Genomic DNA, 18,352 nt, shown 5'->3' with positions numbered 1-18,352 from the left:
CGGTTACTTGGAGTTCTGCGTGTCGGTTTGAACGGACGGGAGTGAGAAAACGACTTCTCCCGGTTTAGACATGAGATAACGTTCTCGGACCAGTTTGCCTAGGTACTGCTCGTTGTTCAACTGGTCGATTTTGACCTTCAGCGATTGCTTCTCGGCCTTGGCCCTAGCCAAATCACTTTTCGCGGAAGCCACCGCTGTCGACTGGGTCTTGATGGCGTTGTTGGTCGATAGCAACTGGTAGCCGCCAACGCCTGAGATGATGACCAAGGCGGCGCCGAAGGTAATCAGTCTGCGTTTATGGACACGCAAAGAGCGGCTCGGTTGAGCCGGACGTTTGACTGTTTGCGTTGGCCGCAGCGGCCGAATGTTTGAAGCCATCAAAAACCCACCTTATCCTACTAATAGCTACAGTATAGCAAAGCCGTCGGCGTCAGTGCGTTACAGTTTAATAACTTTCTTTGTAACTTTCATCAACGACCGTGTACATCTCCCCGGCCTGCTCTTTTTTGGTCAGCTCGTTTAACGCCGCCACCTTGACGGTCAGGGTCTTATTGCCAAACCCAATCACCAGGGTGTCGCCAATCGCCACGTCACTGCTGGACTTGGCCACTCGGCCGTTGATCGAGATCCGCCCCTTGTCGGCGATCTCCTTGGCGACGGTCCGCCGCTTGATGATGCGTGACACCTTCAAAAATTTATCTAATCGCATGTGTATCCTTCCCGAAGCGGTGCTGCCACCACTTCATAAACTTGCGTCCGTACGGAATCGCCAGAACCTCGCGCACCGTATACAAGTGAAAAATTGCCCCTAAGATCACGAACAACACGACGCCCAGCGGCACGGCAACGATGAACACCCACAGGGTTTCCACCCGGTTTTGCGGCTGCATGTGCACCGCCACCAGGTGGACCGCTTCGCTCATCGGGCCCACCACCAGCATCAGCCGCAGATTGAACCAACGCGGGTCAACGCCTTGCAGGCTGTGCGGCAGCTGAATGTAAAGCAGGACTGTGATCACCGTCAGGCTGAGCACCGTCGCCACCGCCGCCCCAAATGCCCCGTAACGGACGGTGAGAAACGGGTTGGCCAGCACCTTGACCACCAGCCCAGCCACCAGGCCGTAGCTGGTGTAGCGGAACCGGTTCAGGCTCTGCAACACCGCGTTGAAGGCGTTGATCAACGCCACCAGCACGATGCACAGCGTGTAAACACGCAGGGTCTTGGTCAGCACAGTGTCGCCGAACAACAGTCGGTTCACACTGGGCATCAAGGCAATCAGGCCCGCGGCAGCCGCCAGCGACAGCCCGAAGTTGAAGCGAATCAGTTGGCGTGCGGTTTGCTTGAACGCCGCCCAATGGCCGCGGGCGACCGACCGGCTGAGACTGGGCAGCAGCGTGGTCGACAACGACGTCGCCACGACCAGCCCCAGCTGAACCAGCGGCTGGCCGCGGTCGTAGACGCCCTTCAGCGCCCGCGCGGCCTCAGGCACCATCCCCTGCGCGATCAGCCCCCGCGTGACGGTGAACGAATCCACCAGCTGCAGCAGGATCAAAAGCGCCGAAAACAGTGCGATCGAGCCGCCCTCCTTGACAAAGCGGTCGAGCAGGTGCCCGTACTCGCGCCAGGGTGTCGGTTTAGCCCGTCTGCCGGCCGTCGCCTTCAAATACGCCGGCAAGACGATCAACGTCGCCCCCAGACCGCCGAAGAACGCGCCGGTCATCGCCCAGGTGGCCATTTTGTACGGACCCCAGGCGTGCTGCACCGCATACCAGGCGGCCAGCAGAATCACGCCGACGCGGATCAGCTGCTCAACGACCTGGCTGATCGCCGTTTTCGACATATCAAATGTCCCTTGAAAATAGCCACGGGCAGTTGACAGCACCGGCATCGTCAAAAACATTAATCCGACTGACCGGATGATGGGGGCCAGCCCGGCGTCGGCCATTGCGCGGGCAATCAGGTCCGCCCCCAGCTCCAGCACCGCAAACATCCCGAGCCCAATCCACGCCATGAGTACCAAGGCGCGGTGCGCGACTTCGGTTTGCGCAAGCGGGTCGCGCGCCTGGGCCACCTGCTTGGACACATACACGGGAAAGCCGGACAGCGCAAACGTCATGCCGATCCCGTACAGTGGGTAGATCTGCTGATAGGCGTAAAAGCCGGTATCGCCGACCATGTTCTGAAACGGCACCCGGTAAACAGCGCTCAGGATTTTGGCCACAAGCCCGCCAAGGCTCAGGATCCAGGCGCCGCGCATCACCTTGGACATCTTCTTAGTTGCCATCTTTGACCTCCCCGAACTGCTTGGCCAGCGCCTGCACAAATGCAGTCACCTCGCCCAGCCAGTCGAGCGTTGCCATGCCCTTCGGCACTAACAAGGTCACGACCAGCGGCCCATCGGCATTGACGCGCGCCTTCAAAGTCGTCTTGGCCAGCGCCGCAAAGAGTTTTTCGCCCTGCACCACGCTAGACGCCTTGGCGCTCAGCTGCACGCTGAGTCGCTCCGCGTCGCGAGTGATTTTTTCAACCTGCGCCGCATCCGCAAACCGCTTCAGGTGGGCCACTGCGAGCAAGTTGGCGACTGGCGCCGGGTAGTCGCCAAACCGGTCGATCAGATCATCTTGCAGCTCGCGCTCTTGCGCGTCACTGGCAGACTCACGAACCCGCTTGTACAGCTCGATTTTCTGTGCCGGGTCATTTACATAAGTATCCGGCAGGTAAGCCTCAATGTCCAAACTGAGCTCTGAATCCAGCTTGGCCTGTTTGCTTTTGCCCTGCTTGGCCGCGACGGCATCCTGCAACATTTGCGTGTACAGGTCGTAGCCGACCGCGTCGATGAAGCCGTGCTGCTGGCTGCCCAGCAGATTGCCGGCACCGCGGATCGACAGGTCGCGCATGGCAATCTTAAAGCCGGAGCCCAGGGCGGTGAAGTCCTTGATGGCACTCAGGCGCTTTTCCGCCTCTTCCGATAAGACACGATTTTGCCGGTACATGAAATAGGCGTAGGCAACGCGGCTAGAACGCCCGATCCGCCCGCGCAACTGATACAGCTGTGCTAAGCCGTAATGGTCGGCGTCCTCAATAATTAGTGTGTTGACGTTTGGCATATCCACGCCGGTTTCGATGATGGTGGTCGTGACCAGCACGTCAAAATCGCCGTGCACAAAGTCGTAGATGACATTTTCGAGCTGGCTTTCCGTCATCTGCCCGTGCGCGTACGTCACCGTTGCACCTGGCACCAGGGCTTCGACTTCGGCCACCGTGCGCTCGATATCCGCCACCTTGTTGTGCAGGTAAAACACTTGCCCGCCGCGCTCGAGCTCGCGTTCAATCGCCGACTTGATGGCCCCAGCATTTTGCTCCATGACAAAGGTTTGAATCGGGTAACGGTTAGTCGGCGGCGTTTCGATCACCGACAGATCCCGCACGCCAAGCATCGACATGTTCAGCGTCCGGGGGATCGGGGTGGCAGTCAGCGTCAGCACATCCACGTTCGCCTTCATCGCCTTGAGCTTTTCCTTGTGCTTGACGCCAAAGCGCTGCTCTTCGTCGATGATGAGCAGGCCCAAATCATGGTAGTGCACGTCCTTGGACAACAGCCGGTGGGTGCCGACGACGATGTCCAGCTTGCCTGACGCCAGATCCGCCAGCGTTTTTTTTGCCTGTGCAGGGGTGCGAAAGCGCGACAGCATCCCCACTTCAACCGGAAAATCGGCGAAGCGGTCGAGCATGGTGTCGTAGTGCTGCTGAGCCAAGATTGTGGTGGGCACCAAAAAGGCGACCTGCTTACCGGCCTCGATGGCCTTAAAGGCGGCCCGCAGTGCCACTTCAGTCTTGCCGAAGCCGACATCCCCGACCAGCAAACGATCCATCGGCTGCGGTTTTTCCATGTCCTGCTTGATTTCCTTGGCCGAGCGCAGCTGGTCTTCGGTTTCCGGGTAAGGAAATTCGTCCTCAAACTGGTGCTGCAAGTCGTCGTCCGGCGGGAATGCGTAGCCGGGTTCGGCCTCACGCGCGGCGTAGAGTTTGATCAAATCGTCGGCGATGTCCTCGATCTTGGCGGCGACTTTCTTCTTGGTTTTCTGCCACTCGCTGCCGCCCAGCTTGTTGATGCGCGGCCGCTTGCCGTCCGCCGCCACGTACTTTTGAACCAGGTGCAGCTGACTGACCGGGATAAACAGCTTGTCCCCTTTTTGGTACAAGATCGTGATGTAATCCTGGTGGACGCCGTCGACTTCCAGTGTCTGCATGCCGACATACTCCCCGATCCCGTGGTTCACGTGCACCACGTAATCTCCTGGGTGTAAGTCGGTATAGGAGCGCAGTCGCTCGGCGTTGGCCAGGGTCTGGTGCCGGGCGCGGTGCTTCACCTTGGCGTTAAACAGCTCGTGTTCCGTCACCACCACCAGGTGCGCGGTCGGCAGCTCAAAGCCGTTGGCCAGCGTACCGGCCACGACCTGCTGCACCCCAGGCAAAAGCGCTTGGGGCTCTGAGATAACGGCATCGATGTCAAAATCGTGCAGCGTCTCGCTAAGCTTCTCCCGCCGCGCCTTTTCGGCCACGAGGTAAACGACCGTTTGCTTCTGCTTGCGCCAGCGGTCGGCCTCGGTTTTCAGCAGCGGCATCTGCGAGAAGAACTGTTGCACGTTGCGGGTCGCCACATTGGTCAGCGACTTCAGGCGAATGTTCCCCATCCCTTTTTGGAACAGGGACAAGTACAGATGCGTCCGGTGCTCGCCGCGGTCCAACTCCTGCAGGGTCACGGCCGCTGGCGCCTCTGCCAACTTGCCGCCTTCCTGCAGGCTGGCGTACCAGTCGGTGGTTTCCTGCAGCAGCGACACATCGGCGTCCGCCAGCTTGGTGTAATCGTCGTACACGACCAGCGCGTCTTTGGTTAAATAACTGCTCAGGCGCGATGGTTCTGGGTAAAGTGCAGGCATGTACAGTGCCAACGCATCGGGCCGCTCGCCGCGGCTCAGCTGGTCCGCCGCCTCAAGCAGTTCAGCGGTCAGTGCCTGCTTGGCTTCCTTTGTTTTGGCTTTGGCCTTGGCCTTGGTGCCTTGAGCCGCCAGCCGCGCCCCCGCCGCCTTCAGCGTTGCCGCTGAGGCAATCAGGTCCGTGGCCGGCGCGATGGTCACCTGCTTAAGGTTTTCAATGCTGCGCTGAGTTGCCATGTCAAAGCGGCGCAGCGAATCGACCGCCGTGTCAAACAGCTCGATGCGCACCGGGTCGTCCTGATTAAGTGGGTAAATGTCGATGATGCCGCCGCGGATCGCAAACTCCCCAGGGGCGGCCACCAAGTCGCTGCGCTGGTAGCCCATCGCGACCAGCTGACCGGCCAGCTTGGCCGGGTCGATGGCCGAATCCATGTCGAGTGTCAAGCTGGCCTGCTGCCAGGTCGATTGGGGCACCAGCTGACGCTTGAGGCCGGCGAGGCTCGTCACCACAATCCCCGGTTTGCCTTGCTGCAGCCAATTCAAGGTGTTGATGCGATCGTTGACAGTGTCTTTGGAGCTGACCGCAATTTCCGCGGCCAGCACGTCCTCAACCGGAAACGGCCACACCAAATCAGCTCCCAGCAGGCCGGTCAGGTCTGCCGTGAGCTCATCTGCGTGGTAGCGGTTATTTTCAATCACAAGCAGCTGCTTCTGGGTCTTTTTTAACGCGGCCGCCAAAAACAGCGTCTTCGCCGACCCATCCAGGCCCGTGACCAGGTGACGCCCAGCGTCGAGTCCTGGCCAAAGCGGGGCGAGTTCGGCGGTCTGCATCATCAACTCGATGAGATCCATGTTATCTCCTATCTAAACGTACTTTGGGGTGAGTATGCCACGCTGGCTGGCAAAACCCCAGCGGCGGCGTCCGGTTTAAGCCTTAATTATACTTGTTCATCAGCCGGTCAAAGCTCGTCCCGTGGACCCAGTCGTCGACGGCGAGCTGAAGCTTGTCCAGCCCGTTTAAGATCTCGACCTGGTCAGCCGGCGTGAACGGGGTCAGGACCCAATCCACGACCTTTTGCTTCTGCGGGTGCTGAATGCCGATCTTGGCGCGGTAAAAGTCCTGCGTCCCCAGCACATTGATGATCGACTTGATGCCGTTATGCCCGCCGGCTGAGCCTCTTTGCCGCAGGCGCAGGCGGCCCATCGCCATGTCCATGTCGTCTTGAATGATCAAGATCTCATCCTGCTGAAACTGGTAGAAGGCCTTGAGCTGGCCCACCGCGCGGCCGGAATCGTTCATGAACGTCTGCGGCTTGACCAGCAGGACCTTTTCACCGTCGACCCAGGCTGTGCCAGTGAGCGCGTTGAATTCCTGCTTGGCAATCGTCGTGTCATAGCGTTTAGCGAGCGCGTCCACGGCCATGAACCCGATATTGTGCTTGGTTTTAGCATACTGACTGCCTGGATTGCCCAGGCCTACGATCATTTTCAAAATTTTCCTCCTCGCCTGGCCGAAGCACGCAAAAAAGCGGGAGCTCCGCTTGCCAGGCCCGCTGTCTGTTTCTCATTATACCAGAGCTGCCAAGTCCGCACCGCACTATGCCCGTAAAATGAAACTGGGAGTGGAATGAAAACGCTTCATTTCAGTCAAAGAATTTTACGTATTTTGGGCAGACCAACCCAGCCCGGACGCTGGTGAATAGTTTCACGATAGCGCGGTATGATGCCGCCGACGTGCATTTTGAGCGTTCCATTAAGGGACGATTAATTTTCTGGAAATCCGTGCATCAATGAGCGAGTGTGGTATACTTTAAACTGAATTGCACACTGTACACATGAAAGGATGATATCACCGTGGCAAACACAAAGAAAGATCACCAAAAAGTAATTCTTGTTGGTGATGGTGCCGTTGGTTCCAGTTACGCCTATGCAATGGTATTGCAGGGCATTGCCCAAGAAATTGGGATCGTTGATGTTGTTAAGAACAAGACTAAGGGTGACGCGATTGACTTAAGCAACGCGCTGCCATACACCCAGCCGAAGACCATTTACTCTGCTGAGTACAGCGACGCTAAAGACGCTGACCTTGTTGTTATCACCGCCGGCGCACCGCAAAAGCCAGGCGAGACTCGCCTTGACTTGGTTAACAAGAACCTGAAGATTTTGAAGTCCATCGTTGACCCAATCGTCGACAGCGGCTTCAACGGGATCTTCCTGGTGGCTGCTAACCCTGTTGACATTCTGACCTATGCGACCTGGAAGCTTTCCGGCTTCCCGAAGAACCGCGTTATCGGTTCAGGTACTTCCTTGGATACCGCACGTTTCCGTCAGTCGATCGCTGAGATGGTCGGCGTTGACGCCCGTTCGGTCCACGCTTACATCATGGGCGAACACGGTGACACCGAATTCCCTGTATGGAGCCACGCCAACATCGGTGGTATCAAGATTTCTGAATGGGTCAAGGAACACCCAGAAATCGATGAAAGCAAGCTGGTTGACATGTTCACTGATGTCCGCGACGCTGCTTACAAGATCATCGAACTGAAGGGCGCGACCTTCTACGGGATCGCCACTGCCCTGGCCCGGATCTCTCAGGCCATTCTGGACGATGAAAATGCCGTTCTGCCACTGTCCGTATACATGGACGGCCAGTACGGCCAGCACGATATCTTCATTGGTTCTCCTGCCGTGATCAACGCCAACGGGATTTCAAGCATTCTTGAAATTCCTTTGACCGACCACGAACAAGAATCCATGAACAAGAGTGCTTCTCAGCTGAAGAAGATCATCGACGACGCGTTCGCAAAGAACGACATCGAGACTCGTCAGTAATTCTGATTCGCATTCAAACGAAAGCGTCGCCTGCGGGTGGCGCTTTTTTTGCTAGGTACGATGACCATTGTCCTGTGGTATGATAAAGCAATGAGAATGCGATCCAATACGGGGAACTTGGAGGAATGAGTATGTTGATCAAGTCACTGGTTCAAAAGAAAGCCGATCTGACGACAGTCAAGGAGACGGACACGCTGGCACAGGCACTGGCGACGCTGGAAGACTCCGGCTTCCGCTGCGTGCCGATCCTGGACGAAAGCGGCCAGATCTTCCGCGGCAACATATACAAGATGCACATTTACCGCCATAAATCCCAAGGCGGCGACATGTCGCTGCCAGTGACCTACCTGCTGAAGAACGCCACCAAGACAATTCCGGTTGATGCACCGTTTTTCAAGGTGTTTTTCAACATTAAGGACCTGCCGTACATCGCCGTGTTGGACGAAAACGCCAACTTCTACGGCATTCTCACCCACTCGCGACTGCTTGCTATGCTGTCCGAATCCTGGAACATCGACGTTGGCTCGTATGTGCTGACCGTCATGTCCTCCGGGCAGCGCGGCGACTTGGCTGCCATGAGCAAGATCCTTGCCAAGTATGTCTCAATTTCCGGCTGCTTAACGCTGGACGCCAAGCAGGAAGAAATCGTGCGCCGCACCCTGTTCACTCTGCCTGCTGGCATTGACGAGGCCACCCTCAACACCTGCGTGGCTAAACTCGAGCGCAAGGGGTTCCGGGTCGCGGAGATCGATGACTTGCAAAGCGGCCAACCGCTGCGCGTCGACGAGGAACTATAATTTCAGGCGGACGCAAACACGCCGTCAACCCCAGTGATGCTGGCGTTGGCGGCGTGCTTTTTAATTGTTGAGTTATTGCACGCGCTTGGAGAAGTGCACGGCCTTGTCGATCAGGTACATCACCGGCCAGGAAATGACCATGATGACCAGCTCGGACAAAATCAACTCGCCCAACGTGAGCATCGACGCCCCACCGAACCAGGCCATGTGCCCGGTCAGCACAATCTCGATCCAGATCAGGAACATCGTCAGGCTCATGGTGCAGACGGTGAGCAACTGGCGCTGCCAGACCTTCGTTAGCTTTTGCCCTAGCGCCGCGACCAGGCCCAGCCCGATCAGGCTTTGCCCGCCGCCGAACAGCACGTCCAGCCAGCCCATCGGCGAAAACAGAGCGTTGTAAATGACCACGCCGATCACGACCCCAAACAGGTACTTGCGGTTGAAGGCGACCAAGTGGTTCAACGCCTCGGAAATGCGGAACTGGATCGCGCCGCTAGCCAGGTTGAACACGCCCGGCACGACTGACAGCACAATGTAAAGCGCAGCGACGAGCGCGTTCACGACCAGCGTGCGCGTCCTAGTCTGATTATTCATCAATGATACCTCCTAGTTTTTTTACGTGGGATGGATTGCGAACCACGACTCCCCAGTTTCCCATGAATGCGGCGCGCTGTCCACTGAATTACCGCTTTTTCTGAAAAGTGATTGGTCATTAACTGCATTATGCCGTACACTGAAAGGGAGTGGTGCAAAGCGCCACAAACATCTCAAAGAAAGCAGGCATACGATGACAGAAGCAACAGCTTACCGGCTGAAACAAATCATGACTCAAGAACATCTGAGTCTGACCCAGGCGGCAAAGCAGATTGGGATCTCGGCTTCCAGCATGCGCAAAGTGCTGAAAGACACGACGATGAGCCGGCCGATCACGTTTAAGATCAACCGCTTCATCGAAGAGCACCCGGTCCAACAAGCTAAGAACAGCTTCACCATCTTTGACTCTGCCGAAGAAGAAGCAAAATCTGCAGCCCCGAAGAAAACTCGTTCAGCGGCCAAGCAGTCGCAGACCCCTTCGCCAGAATCAAAAACCGAAGCGCAATCACACCCGCAAGCTAAGCAGGCAGTAAAACAAGGCACGCAGAAAGACAGCCAAAAGCAGCCGCAAAGGCCGGCCAAGCAGTCGCAAAACGCCAAGAATCAAGCGGCGAAAAACGACGCCCAAGGCGAAAAACCGCGCCGGCGCGGACGCCGTCAGCAGACGGATAACGCTCAAGCGCAGCCTGGCAAGCAGACTCAGACCAAGCAGGCCCAAGGTCAAGGCGAAAAGCCGACGCAGCAGCGCCGCGCAATGACCACTAAAGCTCAGACACAGCCGCAAACGACGGCCAAGGCAACGCAGGAGTCTGCCGGCGAGCAAAAGAGTCGGCCAAGCCGCCGCGCACGCAAAGCCGAGGCCCCGGTCGAGGAGCAGCAAACGGCCCGCACCAGTGCCAAAACCGCGCAAGGCCGCGCCTCAAGACGGCAGAAAAACCGCGCTGATCAGCCGCGGCCGCAAAGCGAGGCCGCAGCCCCGCAGTCCGCGGCCGTGGAGTCTGCGCCAAACACCCTTACGGCGCCAAGTGCAAGCACGCCAAGCGCCAAGCCGGTGGTCGCTGCCACCAAGGCTGAGGCACCGCGCGAAACTGCGCACCCCGATAGTCGCCCCACCCGTCAGGATCACACCATTTTGATTTACATGGATGAATCCTTTGGCGGCGGCTCGGACTATCAGCGCAACATGTCGATTGGGGCCACGGTGGTGGATCCCGATGACGAAGAAGCCTTGAAGCCATTCATGCAGACCCTGTACCCGTTTGGCTGGCAGCCAGGCGACGAAGTCAAGGCCCGCGGCAAGGCGCGTGAGCAGCTGGAAGCGATGCTGCAGCACGCCAACACCGACCGCGCCGCGACTTACGCGGTGTACTCTCCGCTTTCCGACACTGGTAACTTCTCCTTGAGCTTCGGCATTTTGTATCCTTACGTTGCCGCCTTGATTCGGATTTTGGGCGCCTTGCCGACGCTGCCGACCAAAGTGCGCGTCGCGATGGATCAGCGCAGTGAGATCACTGACGAACAGTTGGCGATGGCTGCCCGCATGCTGCACGCGTACGTGAAGGCCCAAACTGGCAACGACGTCATCTTTATGTTCCGCACCACCGATTCAAAGCAAACCATCGGTGTGCAGTACTCCGACTTCGTCTCCCACGCGGCCATGATTTTCGGCCCTGACCAGATCAAGAACGCCGGCATTCACAAGTTGCCAGCAATCGGCACCCAGCTGGGCGATCAGCTGCAGTTGTTTGCCATGGTCGGTCTGCAGAAGTACCTGCTTGACGACGGTCCCGTCCAGGACGAGGCGCCACAGCCGTTCAAGAATCCGCTGCTCAACGCCGCCGACCGCATGACGCACCTCGCCGAAAAGGCGACCGACATGCCCGACGTGCCAGAAGACACCTTCGCGCAGGCCAAGCTGGTGGTCAATCAGCTGCTGCAGATCGCGCCGGGTTCCGTCGCCGGGGCGATCAACAAGATGCCGTTCCAGAGCTGGTACGACATTCTCGCCCGCACCGCCGCAATTTTGCACTACACCGACGAGTCCCTGCCGCCGTTCCGGATCGATCCGGACGCGATGCAGATTGCCACGGATGCGCTTAACAACATCCAAGCACTGCTTGCCGGCGCCCGTTAGACCAAACAGCGAACACGCCAGCCGCAAAAATGCGGCTGGCGTGTTTTTTTGCTATAGCTTGAGGTTCCATGCTGGCAGGACTGTATTACGGTTGACCTTCTTGATCAGCTTGCCAATTTGCGGCTGCTGGTAAGCCTTGACCACTTTCTGGTAAGTCTTGTTGTGAATGTCGCCCTTGCGCGCCGCCACCACATTGATCCACGGCTTGCTGGCCTTGGTGACTTTAGCCCGGTACAAGGCCTTGTCCGGATTCAGCCGGGCGTCAGCGGCAATGCCTGAGTTGATGATGGCAATGTCGACATCCGGCAAAGAGGTCGGAATCAGATTCGGATCCAGTTCCTTGATTTTCAGCCCCAGCTTGTTGCTTTTGATGTCATGAAGCGTCGGCAGCGCCTTGTTGTCCAGCGTGATCAGCTTGGCGTCTGCCAGCAGCTCCAAAGAACGCGTCTCGTCAGTCGAGTCGTTGGGGATCGCCACGCTGGCGCCCTTCTTCAGCTGCTTCAAACTGGTCAGCTTCTTGGAATACACGGCCAGTGGCGCAATCACGGTGTCCCCGATCGGCGTCAGGGAGCTTTTGTGATCCTTATCCCAAGTCGCAAGAAAAGAGCGCTGCTGGGTGGCGTTCAGGTCCAGGTCCCCATCGCGCAAGGCGATGTTAGGTTGGTTGTAATCCGAGAACTGGACAATTTTCAAGTCGATGCCCTGTTTTTTGAGGTTGCCGGCGACCGTCTTCCAGACGCCGCCTTTATCCGACCCGACAATGCCGAGCTTGACCGTGGTTTCCTTCTGCGCGCTTTTGCCGCATGCAGTCAGACTGAACACCGCAACCAATGCCAACACCAAACCAACCCATTGACCTTTTTTCATCCTTTTTCCTCCTTATGAAACGCAAAAAGCCCGCTCCTTCTTGTTAGAAGTGAGCGGGCCCACGGTACCATTCTAATTTGATCGCCAAAAGCGATCCTCACCAGTCCATCAACTGGGAGCACGAAAATGGGTGCCGACCAGCCGCCTTCGGATTCATCCAGCGGCCCAGATATCGCGCCATATTCACACGCGGCGGCCTGGCCCGCTTCCATCTGCTCGGGTTTTCTGTTCAGGCCTCAGCGCGTTACTCACACGATTGCGTTTCAAGTATTGATTTATGTGTTTCAGGATACCACACCATTCTCTAATGTCAATCTCACTAAAAAGTCATGATTGTTTGGTCGGCGTTACGCCTGCTCAGGAAACGGTGCCACTGACACGCGCGGCAGGCGCTCACTCAACCCACAGGCGATTTCATAGTGGATTGTGTGCGCATAGTCTGCGATATCCTGCAGTGTGATTTCGTGTTCACCGCTGCGCCCGACTAGCGTGACCGGCGTCCCAGTTGCCACCTCACCGGGCAGCCGAATCATGAACTGGTCCATGCAAACACGCCCCACGATTTCGCAGAACGTTCCGTTGACCAGCACGTGGAAGCCCTGCAGGCGGCGCTGCCAGCCATCCGCGTAGCCCAGCGGCACGGTCCCGATCCACTCTGGCTTTTCGGCGTGGTAGGTTGCCCCATAGGACACGGCTTCACCCGCATCGATCTGTTTGACGAAACTCAGGGTCGACGTCAGCGTCAGCGCCGGCTCCAGCGGGTACGGTGTGGCTTCGATCGCACGCCCGGAGGGGTTCAAGCCGTACATGGCCACCCCAAAGCGCACCAAGTTGCAATCACAGGCCGCATGCCACAGGCTCGTCGCGGAATTGGCGACGTGCACATAACGCGGCCGCTTGGGCAGGGCCGCGAGAAATTCTTTAAACCGCGCCACTTGCAGGTTAAAGTACGCCGGATCTGGATCGTCAGCCGTGGAAAAATGGGTGAACAGTCCCGTGATTTTGAACTGGTCGCCATGGTCAGTCGCCAGTGCGGCGGCCGCCTTCAAGTCCGCCACCTGGCGAAAACCGATGCGCCCCATGCCGGTGTCCAGTGCGAGGTGCACATGCAACGGCGGCAGGTCACTACCGGCAGTCAGTCCAGGCAGTGCCTGCGTGAGCCACTCCGTGCTGCCCACCGGCACGGCGATGTGATTGGCTGCAGCAATCGGCGCATAGGCCGGCTCGATGATCCCAAGTACCAGAATCGGCAGGGTAAAACCCGCCCGCCGCAGCGCCAACGCCTCGTCCAAAACGGCCACGCAAAAGCCGGTCGCCCCAGCTGCCTGCGCCACCCGCGCCACCCGCAGCAGGCCATGGCCGTACGCGTCGGCCTTCACGACTGCAAACAGCTCGGTACCCTGCGGCAGCCCCGCGATTGCATGCTGAACGTTGTGTGCGATTGCCGTCTCATTGATCAGCACCTGGCTAGGGCGCAATTTTGCCGTGACCATACTCATTGTGCAGCCTCCTCAAGAATCACTTCTGTCATCACTAAACTGGCGGTGTGGGAAATAGACACCAGCGCGCGCCCAGCGTATGGGTGCTTCGTCACCACCGGCTTGCCGGCCGGATCATCCAGGGTTTCCACGGCGTGCAACGCGACTTTGCCGATTCCGGTGCCGTACGCTTTGGCGTAGGCCTCTTTCACCGAAAAGCGGCCGGCGAGGTACTCGATCGCCCGCTGGCCGGAGTACTGCTGATAAATCGCCAGCTCGGCGTCTGTCAGCACCTTTTGGGCAAAGTCTGGATTGCGCGCTTGCGCCGCCTTGATCCGCTCAAGCTCCGTCAGATCGACGCCGATCTCATGTATCATCCCGTCACACCCTTTCTGGTTTGATTATAGGCTAGCCAGTGGCGATTGTCGTCAGTCGCCGGCTGAAACTTGGTCACTTTGAAGTGAAACAAGCCAAGCAAAAAGCCCAGGCACGAGGCCTGGACTCAGTGAAAAACTTATTTGCTGCGGAAGGTGCGCTTGGCGCCTTGGCGTTCGGAGCGCTTTTCGGAGAAGCGGTGCGACTTATCAAAGTCGCGCTTGCCCCGAGAGCTGCTGCGGCCGCCATTGTGGTTGCTATTGCCGCGGTAGCCGGAATGGCCACCCTTGCCGCGATAACCGCCACCACTGTGACCGGCATGGCCATGATGCGGCAATGGCCGCTCAGGCGTGATCTTGACTGGAACCGCACTGGCATCATCTGGGCTGACCGCCTTGATGTACGCGGAGACCAGATCAAGCGGGGTGTATTCCTCAAGCAGTGCTTCGGCCATCGGCTGGTATTTCTCCAGGTCATCGGTGTCCGCGAGCTGAGCCTTGATGGTTTCAAGCCCAGTGGACACTTGGCCGATGAAGGCTTCTTTTTCGGTCGGCGGCTTGAGCGGGGTCATCCGCTTCTTGGTCAGCGCCTCGATGGTGCGCAGGTATTCGACCTCGTTGGGGGTCACCAGGGTGACCGACACACCCTTGCGCCCGGCCCGACCTGTCCGGCCAATGCGGTGCACGTATGAATCCGGGTCCTGCGGAATATCGTAGTTGTAAACATGAGTGACCCCGGAAATATCCAGGCCGCGCGCCGCAACGTCGGTGGCGACCAGAAAGTCGAGTTCGCCGGCTTTGAACTGGCGCAGCACGCTCATGCGTTTTTGCTGGCTGAGGTCACCGTGAATGCCTTCTGCCTTATAGCCGCGCGCCTTGAGCCCGCGCGTCAGTTCATCGACGCGCCGCTTGGTCCGCCCAAAAATCAGGGTCATCTCCGGCGACTGCACGTCGAACAGCCGCGTCATGACGTCGAACTTTTCAAAGTCCTTCGCGCGAACGTAGTACTGATCGACGGTGTCCGCAGTCAGCTCCTTGGACTTGATCTTGACGGTGATCGGGTCGTTCATGAATTTGTTGGTCAGGCGCATAATCTGCGCCGGCATGGTGGCGGAAAACAGCAAGGTCTGACGACCGGCTGGCGCCTGCTCAACGATTTTTTCAATGTCATCGATGAAGCCCATGTCGAGCATTTCGTCGGCTTCGTCGAGCACCAGGTGCTTGAGGTTAGCCAGCTTCAGTGTGTGGCGATTGATGTGATCGAGCAAACGGCCGGGGGTCCCGACGACGACCTGCGGGTGATCCGCTAGGCCGCGGATCTGCCGGCGCATGTCAGCGCCGCCGTACACGGCTTGCACCTTGATGTGCTTGTCCGTGCCCAGGCGGTAAATCTCCTCTTGGGTCTGAACGGCCAGCTCACGCGTTGGTGAAATCACCAGCGTCTGCACTGAGCGGTCCTCTTTGTCGATCATTTGGATCAGTGGCAGACCAAACGCGGCCGTTTTACCGGTCCCGGTTTGCGCCTGGCCGATCACGTCCTTGCCCTGCAGCACCAGCGGAATGGTCTGAGCCTGAATCGGTGTTGCCTCTTCAAACCCTGACCGTTCGATGGCCTTGAGCATGTCCTGATCTAAACCTAATTCGTTAAATTTCAAGCAGTTCCTCCTTGAAGCGATTGCTTCGCTCGTTTACAAATCAGAGCGAAGCGTGAGGGCCCTGCATTTGTAAAATTCATTGTATTTGAAATGCCTTTTCAGAAAAGCATCTGGACTAGCTTACCATGAATGAGCCTGATACACAAGCGGCGCCCGGGAAAGCCAAGGCCGGGTGCCGTGTTCGCCCCCGCCCCTGCCAGCCCGTTTGCAAGCTTCGGCAAGGGCAAAAAAAGTCCCAGCGCCAGGCAGCGCCGGAACAATCAATTCACCGTTAGTTAGCCAACAAGTTCACCAGTGTGGCCTCTGACAAAAACGGCATGAATTTGCGTGCCGCCTTGCCGTTGCCTTGCCGACTCAGCTGCCGGACGTGGTCAGCCAGCACGGTTTCGGAGACAAACGGCGCCAGCGCGGTCAGGTCATCGGCAGTCAAATCTGCCTGGGCCCGCGTCGTAAACAGCTCATTGACGACATTGTGTGACATAAACGGCAGCAGCTTTTTCACGGCGTTTAATGACCCGCGCGCTTTCAGCAACTGGCTACCCAACTGGTCGTTTGACGTAGTCTGCCGAAACGGCGCCAGCTTGAACAGCTCCTCCAGGTGATCGTCGTCAGCTGGCACGCCGGCCGCAATCACTGCGTCCAGATCGGCCGTGGCCATGAATGGGGCAATTTGCACCAGCATCTGCGCAAACCCCGGCTGCGCGATTTGCGCCATGACCTTTTCCTTCAGCGTGGTGCTGCTCAAAAACGGCGCAATCTCTTTCAGGGTGGTCAAATTCGGCGACAGACGGGCCGCCTTTTGTTCGACCTGCGTGGGTTTCATCACCGGGGCCGCCTCGGCCAAGGTCCGCGCGTCAACCGGCGCGCTTTCGTCATCCATGATGGTGACGGTGCGGGCGCCTTCCGCCCCGATCAGGTCGTCCAGGTTCAAGTCCAGCACCTTTGCCAGCTGGGCGTACTTATCGATATCGGGCAGCGACTGGCTGCGTTCCCAGTTGGAAACGGCTTGATAGGACACATTGAGCTGGTCCGCGAGCGCACTTTGCGTCATATTCTTCGCCTTGCGGCCGGCTGCGATCTGTTGGCCAATATGGCGCGCATCAAAAATTTGCATGATTGATTCCTCCTTGCGGCTTTGCCGCGTTTGCGTTTGGTTAACGCTGCTTTCAGCCTAATCGCAGATTTGCTTTTTGCCTATCAACCAGTGCTTGAGTTGCCGCTTGACTTACCGCTTGAGTTGTTTTGAAACACAAAAAGCGGCGCTTCGCCGCTTTTGTCAGTTTATTCTGCCCCTTCGATCAGCGCCTGCAACACTTTTTCTAAGTGCAGGCCATGGCTGGCCTTGAGCATCACTAAATCGTCGTGGACGATGTGGTCTTCCAGCGCCACGATTAGGCGCCGCTGCTCGGCCTTGGGAAAATAGTGCACGTGCTCTGGCGCGTACTTGCCAGCCAGTGCCTCTTTTAGGGCAATGATTTCGTCGCCGTAAAGGTAAACGTCCTGGATCTTGGCCGGGTCAAGCGCCGACGCCACGCTGGCGTGCAGCGCTGCGCTGGCATCGCCCAGCTCCAGCATGTCGCCCAGCACCGCAATCCGGCGGCCGCGGCACGGAAACTCGGCAAAATCATTCAAAACTGCCTTCATCGCTGTCGGATTGGCGTTATAGACATCGGACAAAATCGGCTCGCCGGCATCCCCGGTCACCCACTGGGTGCGATTTTTGGTTACCGGGAAATTTTTGAGCGCGGCCTGAATTGCCTCGGGTTTAATGTGGAAACGGCGGCCGACCAAAATGGCGGCCAGCGCGTTAGCGACGTTCCACTCGCCCATCATCGGGATCGAAAAGCGCAGATCCGGCCAGCGCGAAAGTGAAAAATCGGTTTGTGTCTCGCCGGCCTTGATGTCCCGCGCGTACAAAATGTTGTCAGGGTTCAGGCCGAACGTTTTTTGATCCTGCGCGATGTGCTCGGCGCGCTCGCGCAACAGCGGCTCATCGCCGTTGTAAATGAACAAGCCGTCTTCTTTCAGCCCGTTTGTGATCTCCATTTTGGCATCGGCAATCTTGTCGCGGGTCTTGAAGAACTCGATGTGCGCCTCGCCAATCATGGTGATCACCGCAACGTCCGGTTCGACCAGCTTGGATAATTTGTCCAGCTGCCCAGGCCGATCCATGCCCATCTCAACAACCAGCACCTCGGTATTGGTATCCATCGACAGGATGGTCATCGGCACGCCGATTTCGTTGTTGTAATTATCCTGCGTCTTGATCACGTGGTACTGGGTGGCCAAAATAGCCGCGGTCATATCCTTGGTCGTCGTCTTGCCGTTACTGCCGGTGATGGCCACCACCTTGGGGTTGACCTTCATCAGCAGGTAATACCGGGCAAGGTCGTTCAAGGCCTTAAGCGGATCTTGCACGACCAGCTGCGGTAAGGCGGTGCCGACCGGCGCGTGGCCCGCCTGCACAAACGTGGCAGCGGCGCCCGCCTTTTCAGCGGCGCCGATAAAGTCATGGCCGTCGCGCTCGCCCATAATGGGCACAAACAAATCTCCCGGGTGCAGCTTGCGCGTGTCAAACGCGACGCCCGTGACTGTGGGCGCGACCGGATCCGGCACTGCATAATGCGCACCGACGACCCGTGCGATCTCACTTAACTTCATTTTCATTGTAAAGTCCCCCACC

15 protein-coding genes and 1 riboswitch are annotated in these 18,352 nt (G+C 57.9%); of the genes, 3 read left to right on the top strand and 12 right to left on the bottom strand.

Annotated elements, in window-relative coordinates; genetic code table 11:
* Positions 1-3: 3 nt before the first annotated feature.
* The 5 genes from JUF21_RS08255 to pth form a co-directional block, all read right to left on the bottom strand.
* Positions 4-378, bottom strand: coding sequence for a septum formation initiator family protein (locus JUF21_RS08255; protein WP_203624783.1), 375 nt, complete (start codon positions 376-378; stop codon positions 4-6).
* A 67-nt stretch (positions 379-445) separates the two neighbouring features.
* Positions 446-709 (bottom strand): RNA-binding S4 domain-containing protein, encoded by a 264-nt coding sequence (locus JUF21_RS08250; RefSeq protein ID WP_125757828.1) that lies wholly within the window; start codon positions 707-709, stop codon positions 446-448.
* Positions 696-2,285: a polysaccharide biosynthesis protein gene (locus tag JUF21_RS08245; RefSeq protein ID WP_203663939.1), complete on the bottom strand. Its 1,590-nt coding sequence runs from the start codon at positions 2,283-2,285 to the stop codon at positions 696-698. Before JUF21_RS08245 ends, JUF21_RS08250 begins: the two co-directional genes overlap by 14 nt.
* Positions 2,275-5,790 (bottom strand): transcription-repair coupling factor, encoded by a 3,516-nt coding sequence (mfd, locus tag JUF21_RS08240; protein WP_203624786.1) that lies wholly within the window; start codon positions 5,788-5,790, stop codon positions 2,275-2,277. Before mfd ends, JUF21_RS08245 begins: the two co-directional genes overlap by 11 nt.
* Positions 5,791-5,872: 82 nt before the next feature.
* The gene (gene pth, locus JUF21_RS08235; protein WP_203624787.1) at positions 5,873-6,430 is read right to left on the bottom strand and encodes an aminoacyl-tRNA hydrolase; all 558 of its coding nucleotides are present in this window, start codon (positions 6,428-6,430) and stop codon (positions 5,873-5,875) included.
* A 356-nt stretch (positions 6,431-6,786) separates the two neighbouring features.
* Here pth and JUF21_RS08230 point away from each other — a divergent pair, with 356 nt between their 5' ends.
* Together JUF21_RS08230 and cbpA are read left to right on the top strand one after the other, a co-directional pair.
* Positions 6,787-7,770, top strand: a complete 984-nt coding sequence (locus JUF21_RS08230) for an L-lactate dehydrogenase (RefSeq protein WP_164506250.1) — start codon at positions 6,787-6,789, stop codon at positions 7,768-7,770.
* A gap of 131 nt (positions 7,771-7,901) precedes the next feature.
* Positions 7,902-8,567 (top strand): cyclic di-AMP binding protein CbpA, encoded by a 666-nt coding sequence (gene cbpA, locus JUF21_RS08225; protein WP_125757838.1) that lies wholly within the window; start codon positions 7,902-7,904, stop codon positions 8,565-8,567.
* A gap of 72 nt (positions 8,568-8,639) precedes the next feature.
* On the opposite strand, the gene JUF21_RS08220 is transcribed toward cbpA, so the two are convergent.
* A complete protein-coding gene (locus JUF21_RS08220; RefSeq protein WP_203663938.1) occupies positions 8,640-9,161 on the bottom strand; it encodes a QueT transporter family protein in 522 nt (173 codons plus the stop codon).
* 6 nt (positions 9,162-9,167) lie between these two features.
* Positions 9,168-9,213: riboswitch (PreQ1 riboswitch) on the bottom strand.
* Positions 9,214-9,354: 141 nt separating this feature from the next.
* Between JUF21_RS08220 and JUF21_RS08215 the strand changes: the two genes are divergently transcribed.
* Complete coding sequence (locus JUF21_RS08215) at positions 9,355-11,295, top strand: hypothetical protein (RefSeq protein ID WP_203663929.1); 1,941 nt, start codon at positions 9,355-9,357, stop codon at positions 11,293-11,295.
* 51 nt (positions 11,296-11,346) lie between these two features.
* On the opposite strand, the gene JUF21_RS08210 is transcribed toward JUF21_RS08215, so the two are convergent.
* The 6 genes from JUF21_RS08210 to murF form a co-directional block, all read right to left on the bottom strand.
* Positions 11,347-12,162 carry a MetQ/NlpA family ABC transporter substrate-binding protein gene (locus JUF21_RS08210; protein WP_203663921.1) on the bottom strand — a complete coding sequence of 272 codons (816 nt, stop codon included), beginning with the start codon at positions 12,160-12,162 and terminating at the stop codon, positions 11,347-11,349.
* Positions 12,163-12,509: 347 nt separating this feature from the next.
* Entirely contained in the window at positions 12,510-13,655 is a 1,146-nt protein-coding gene (gene alr / locus JUF21_RS08205; protein ID WP_203663945.1) for an alanine racemase, read from the bottom strand.
* Positions 13,656-13,657: 2 nt separating this feature from the next.
* Positions 13,658-14,017 carry a holo-ACP synthase gene (gene acpS, locus JUF21_RS08200; RefSeq protein WP_203663919.1) on the bottom strand — a complete coding sequence of 120 codons (360 nt, stop codon included), beginning with the start codon at positions 14,015-14,017 and terminating at the stop codon, positions 13,658-13,660.
* A gap of 137 nt (positions 14,018-14,154) precedes the next feature.
* Entirely contained in the window at positions 14,155-15,669 is a 1,515-nt protein-coding gene (locus tag JUF21_RS08195) for a DEAD/DEAH box helicase (RefSeq protein ID WP_203624507.1), read from the bottom strand.
* A gap of 271 nt (positions 15,670-15,940) precedes the next feature.
* A complete protein-coding gene (locus tag JUF21_RS08190) occupies positions 15,941-16,783 on the bottom strand; it encodes a helix-turn-helix domain-containing protein (RefSeq protein WP_203624508.1) in 843 nt (280 codons plus the stop codon).
* 167 nt (positions 16,784-16,950) lie between these two features.
* Entirely contained in the window at positions 16,951-18,336 is a 1,386-nt protein-coding gene (gene murF, locus JUF21_RS08185) for a UDP-N-acetylmuramoyl-tripeptide--D-alanyl-D-alanine ligase (RefSeq protein ID WP_203624509.1), read from the bottom strand.
* Positions 18,337-18,352: the final 16 nt, after the last annotated feature.

It is taken from the genome of Lacticaseibacillus sp. 53-4 (assembly GCF_016861805.1).
GTDB lineage: Bacteria > Bacillota > Bacilli > Lactobacillales > Lactobacillaceae > Lacticaseibacillus.
This window is presented reverse-complemented; position numbering and strand designations above follow the sequence as displayed.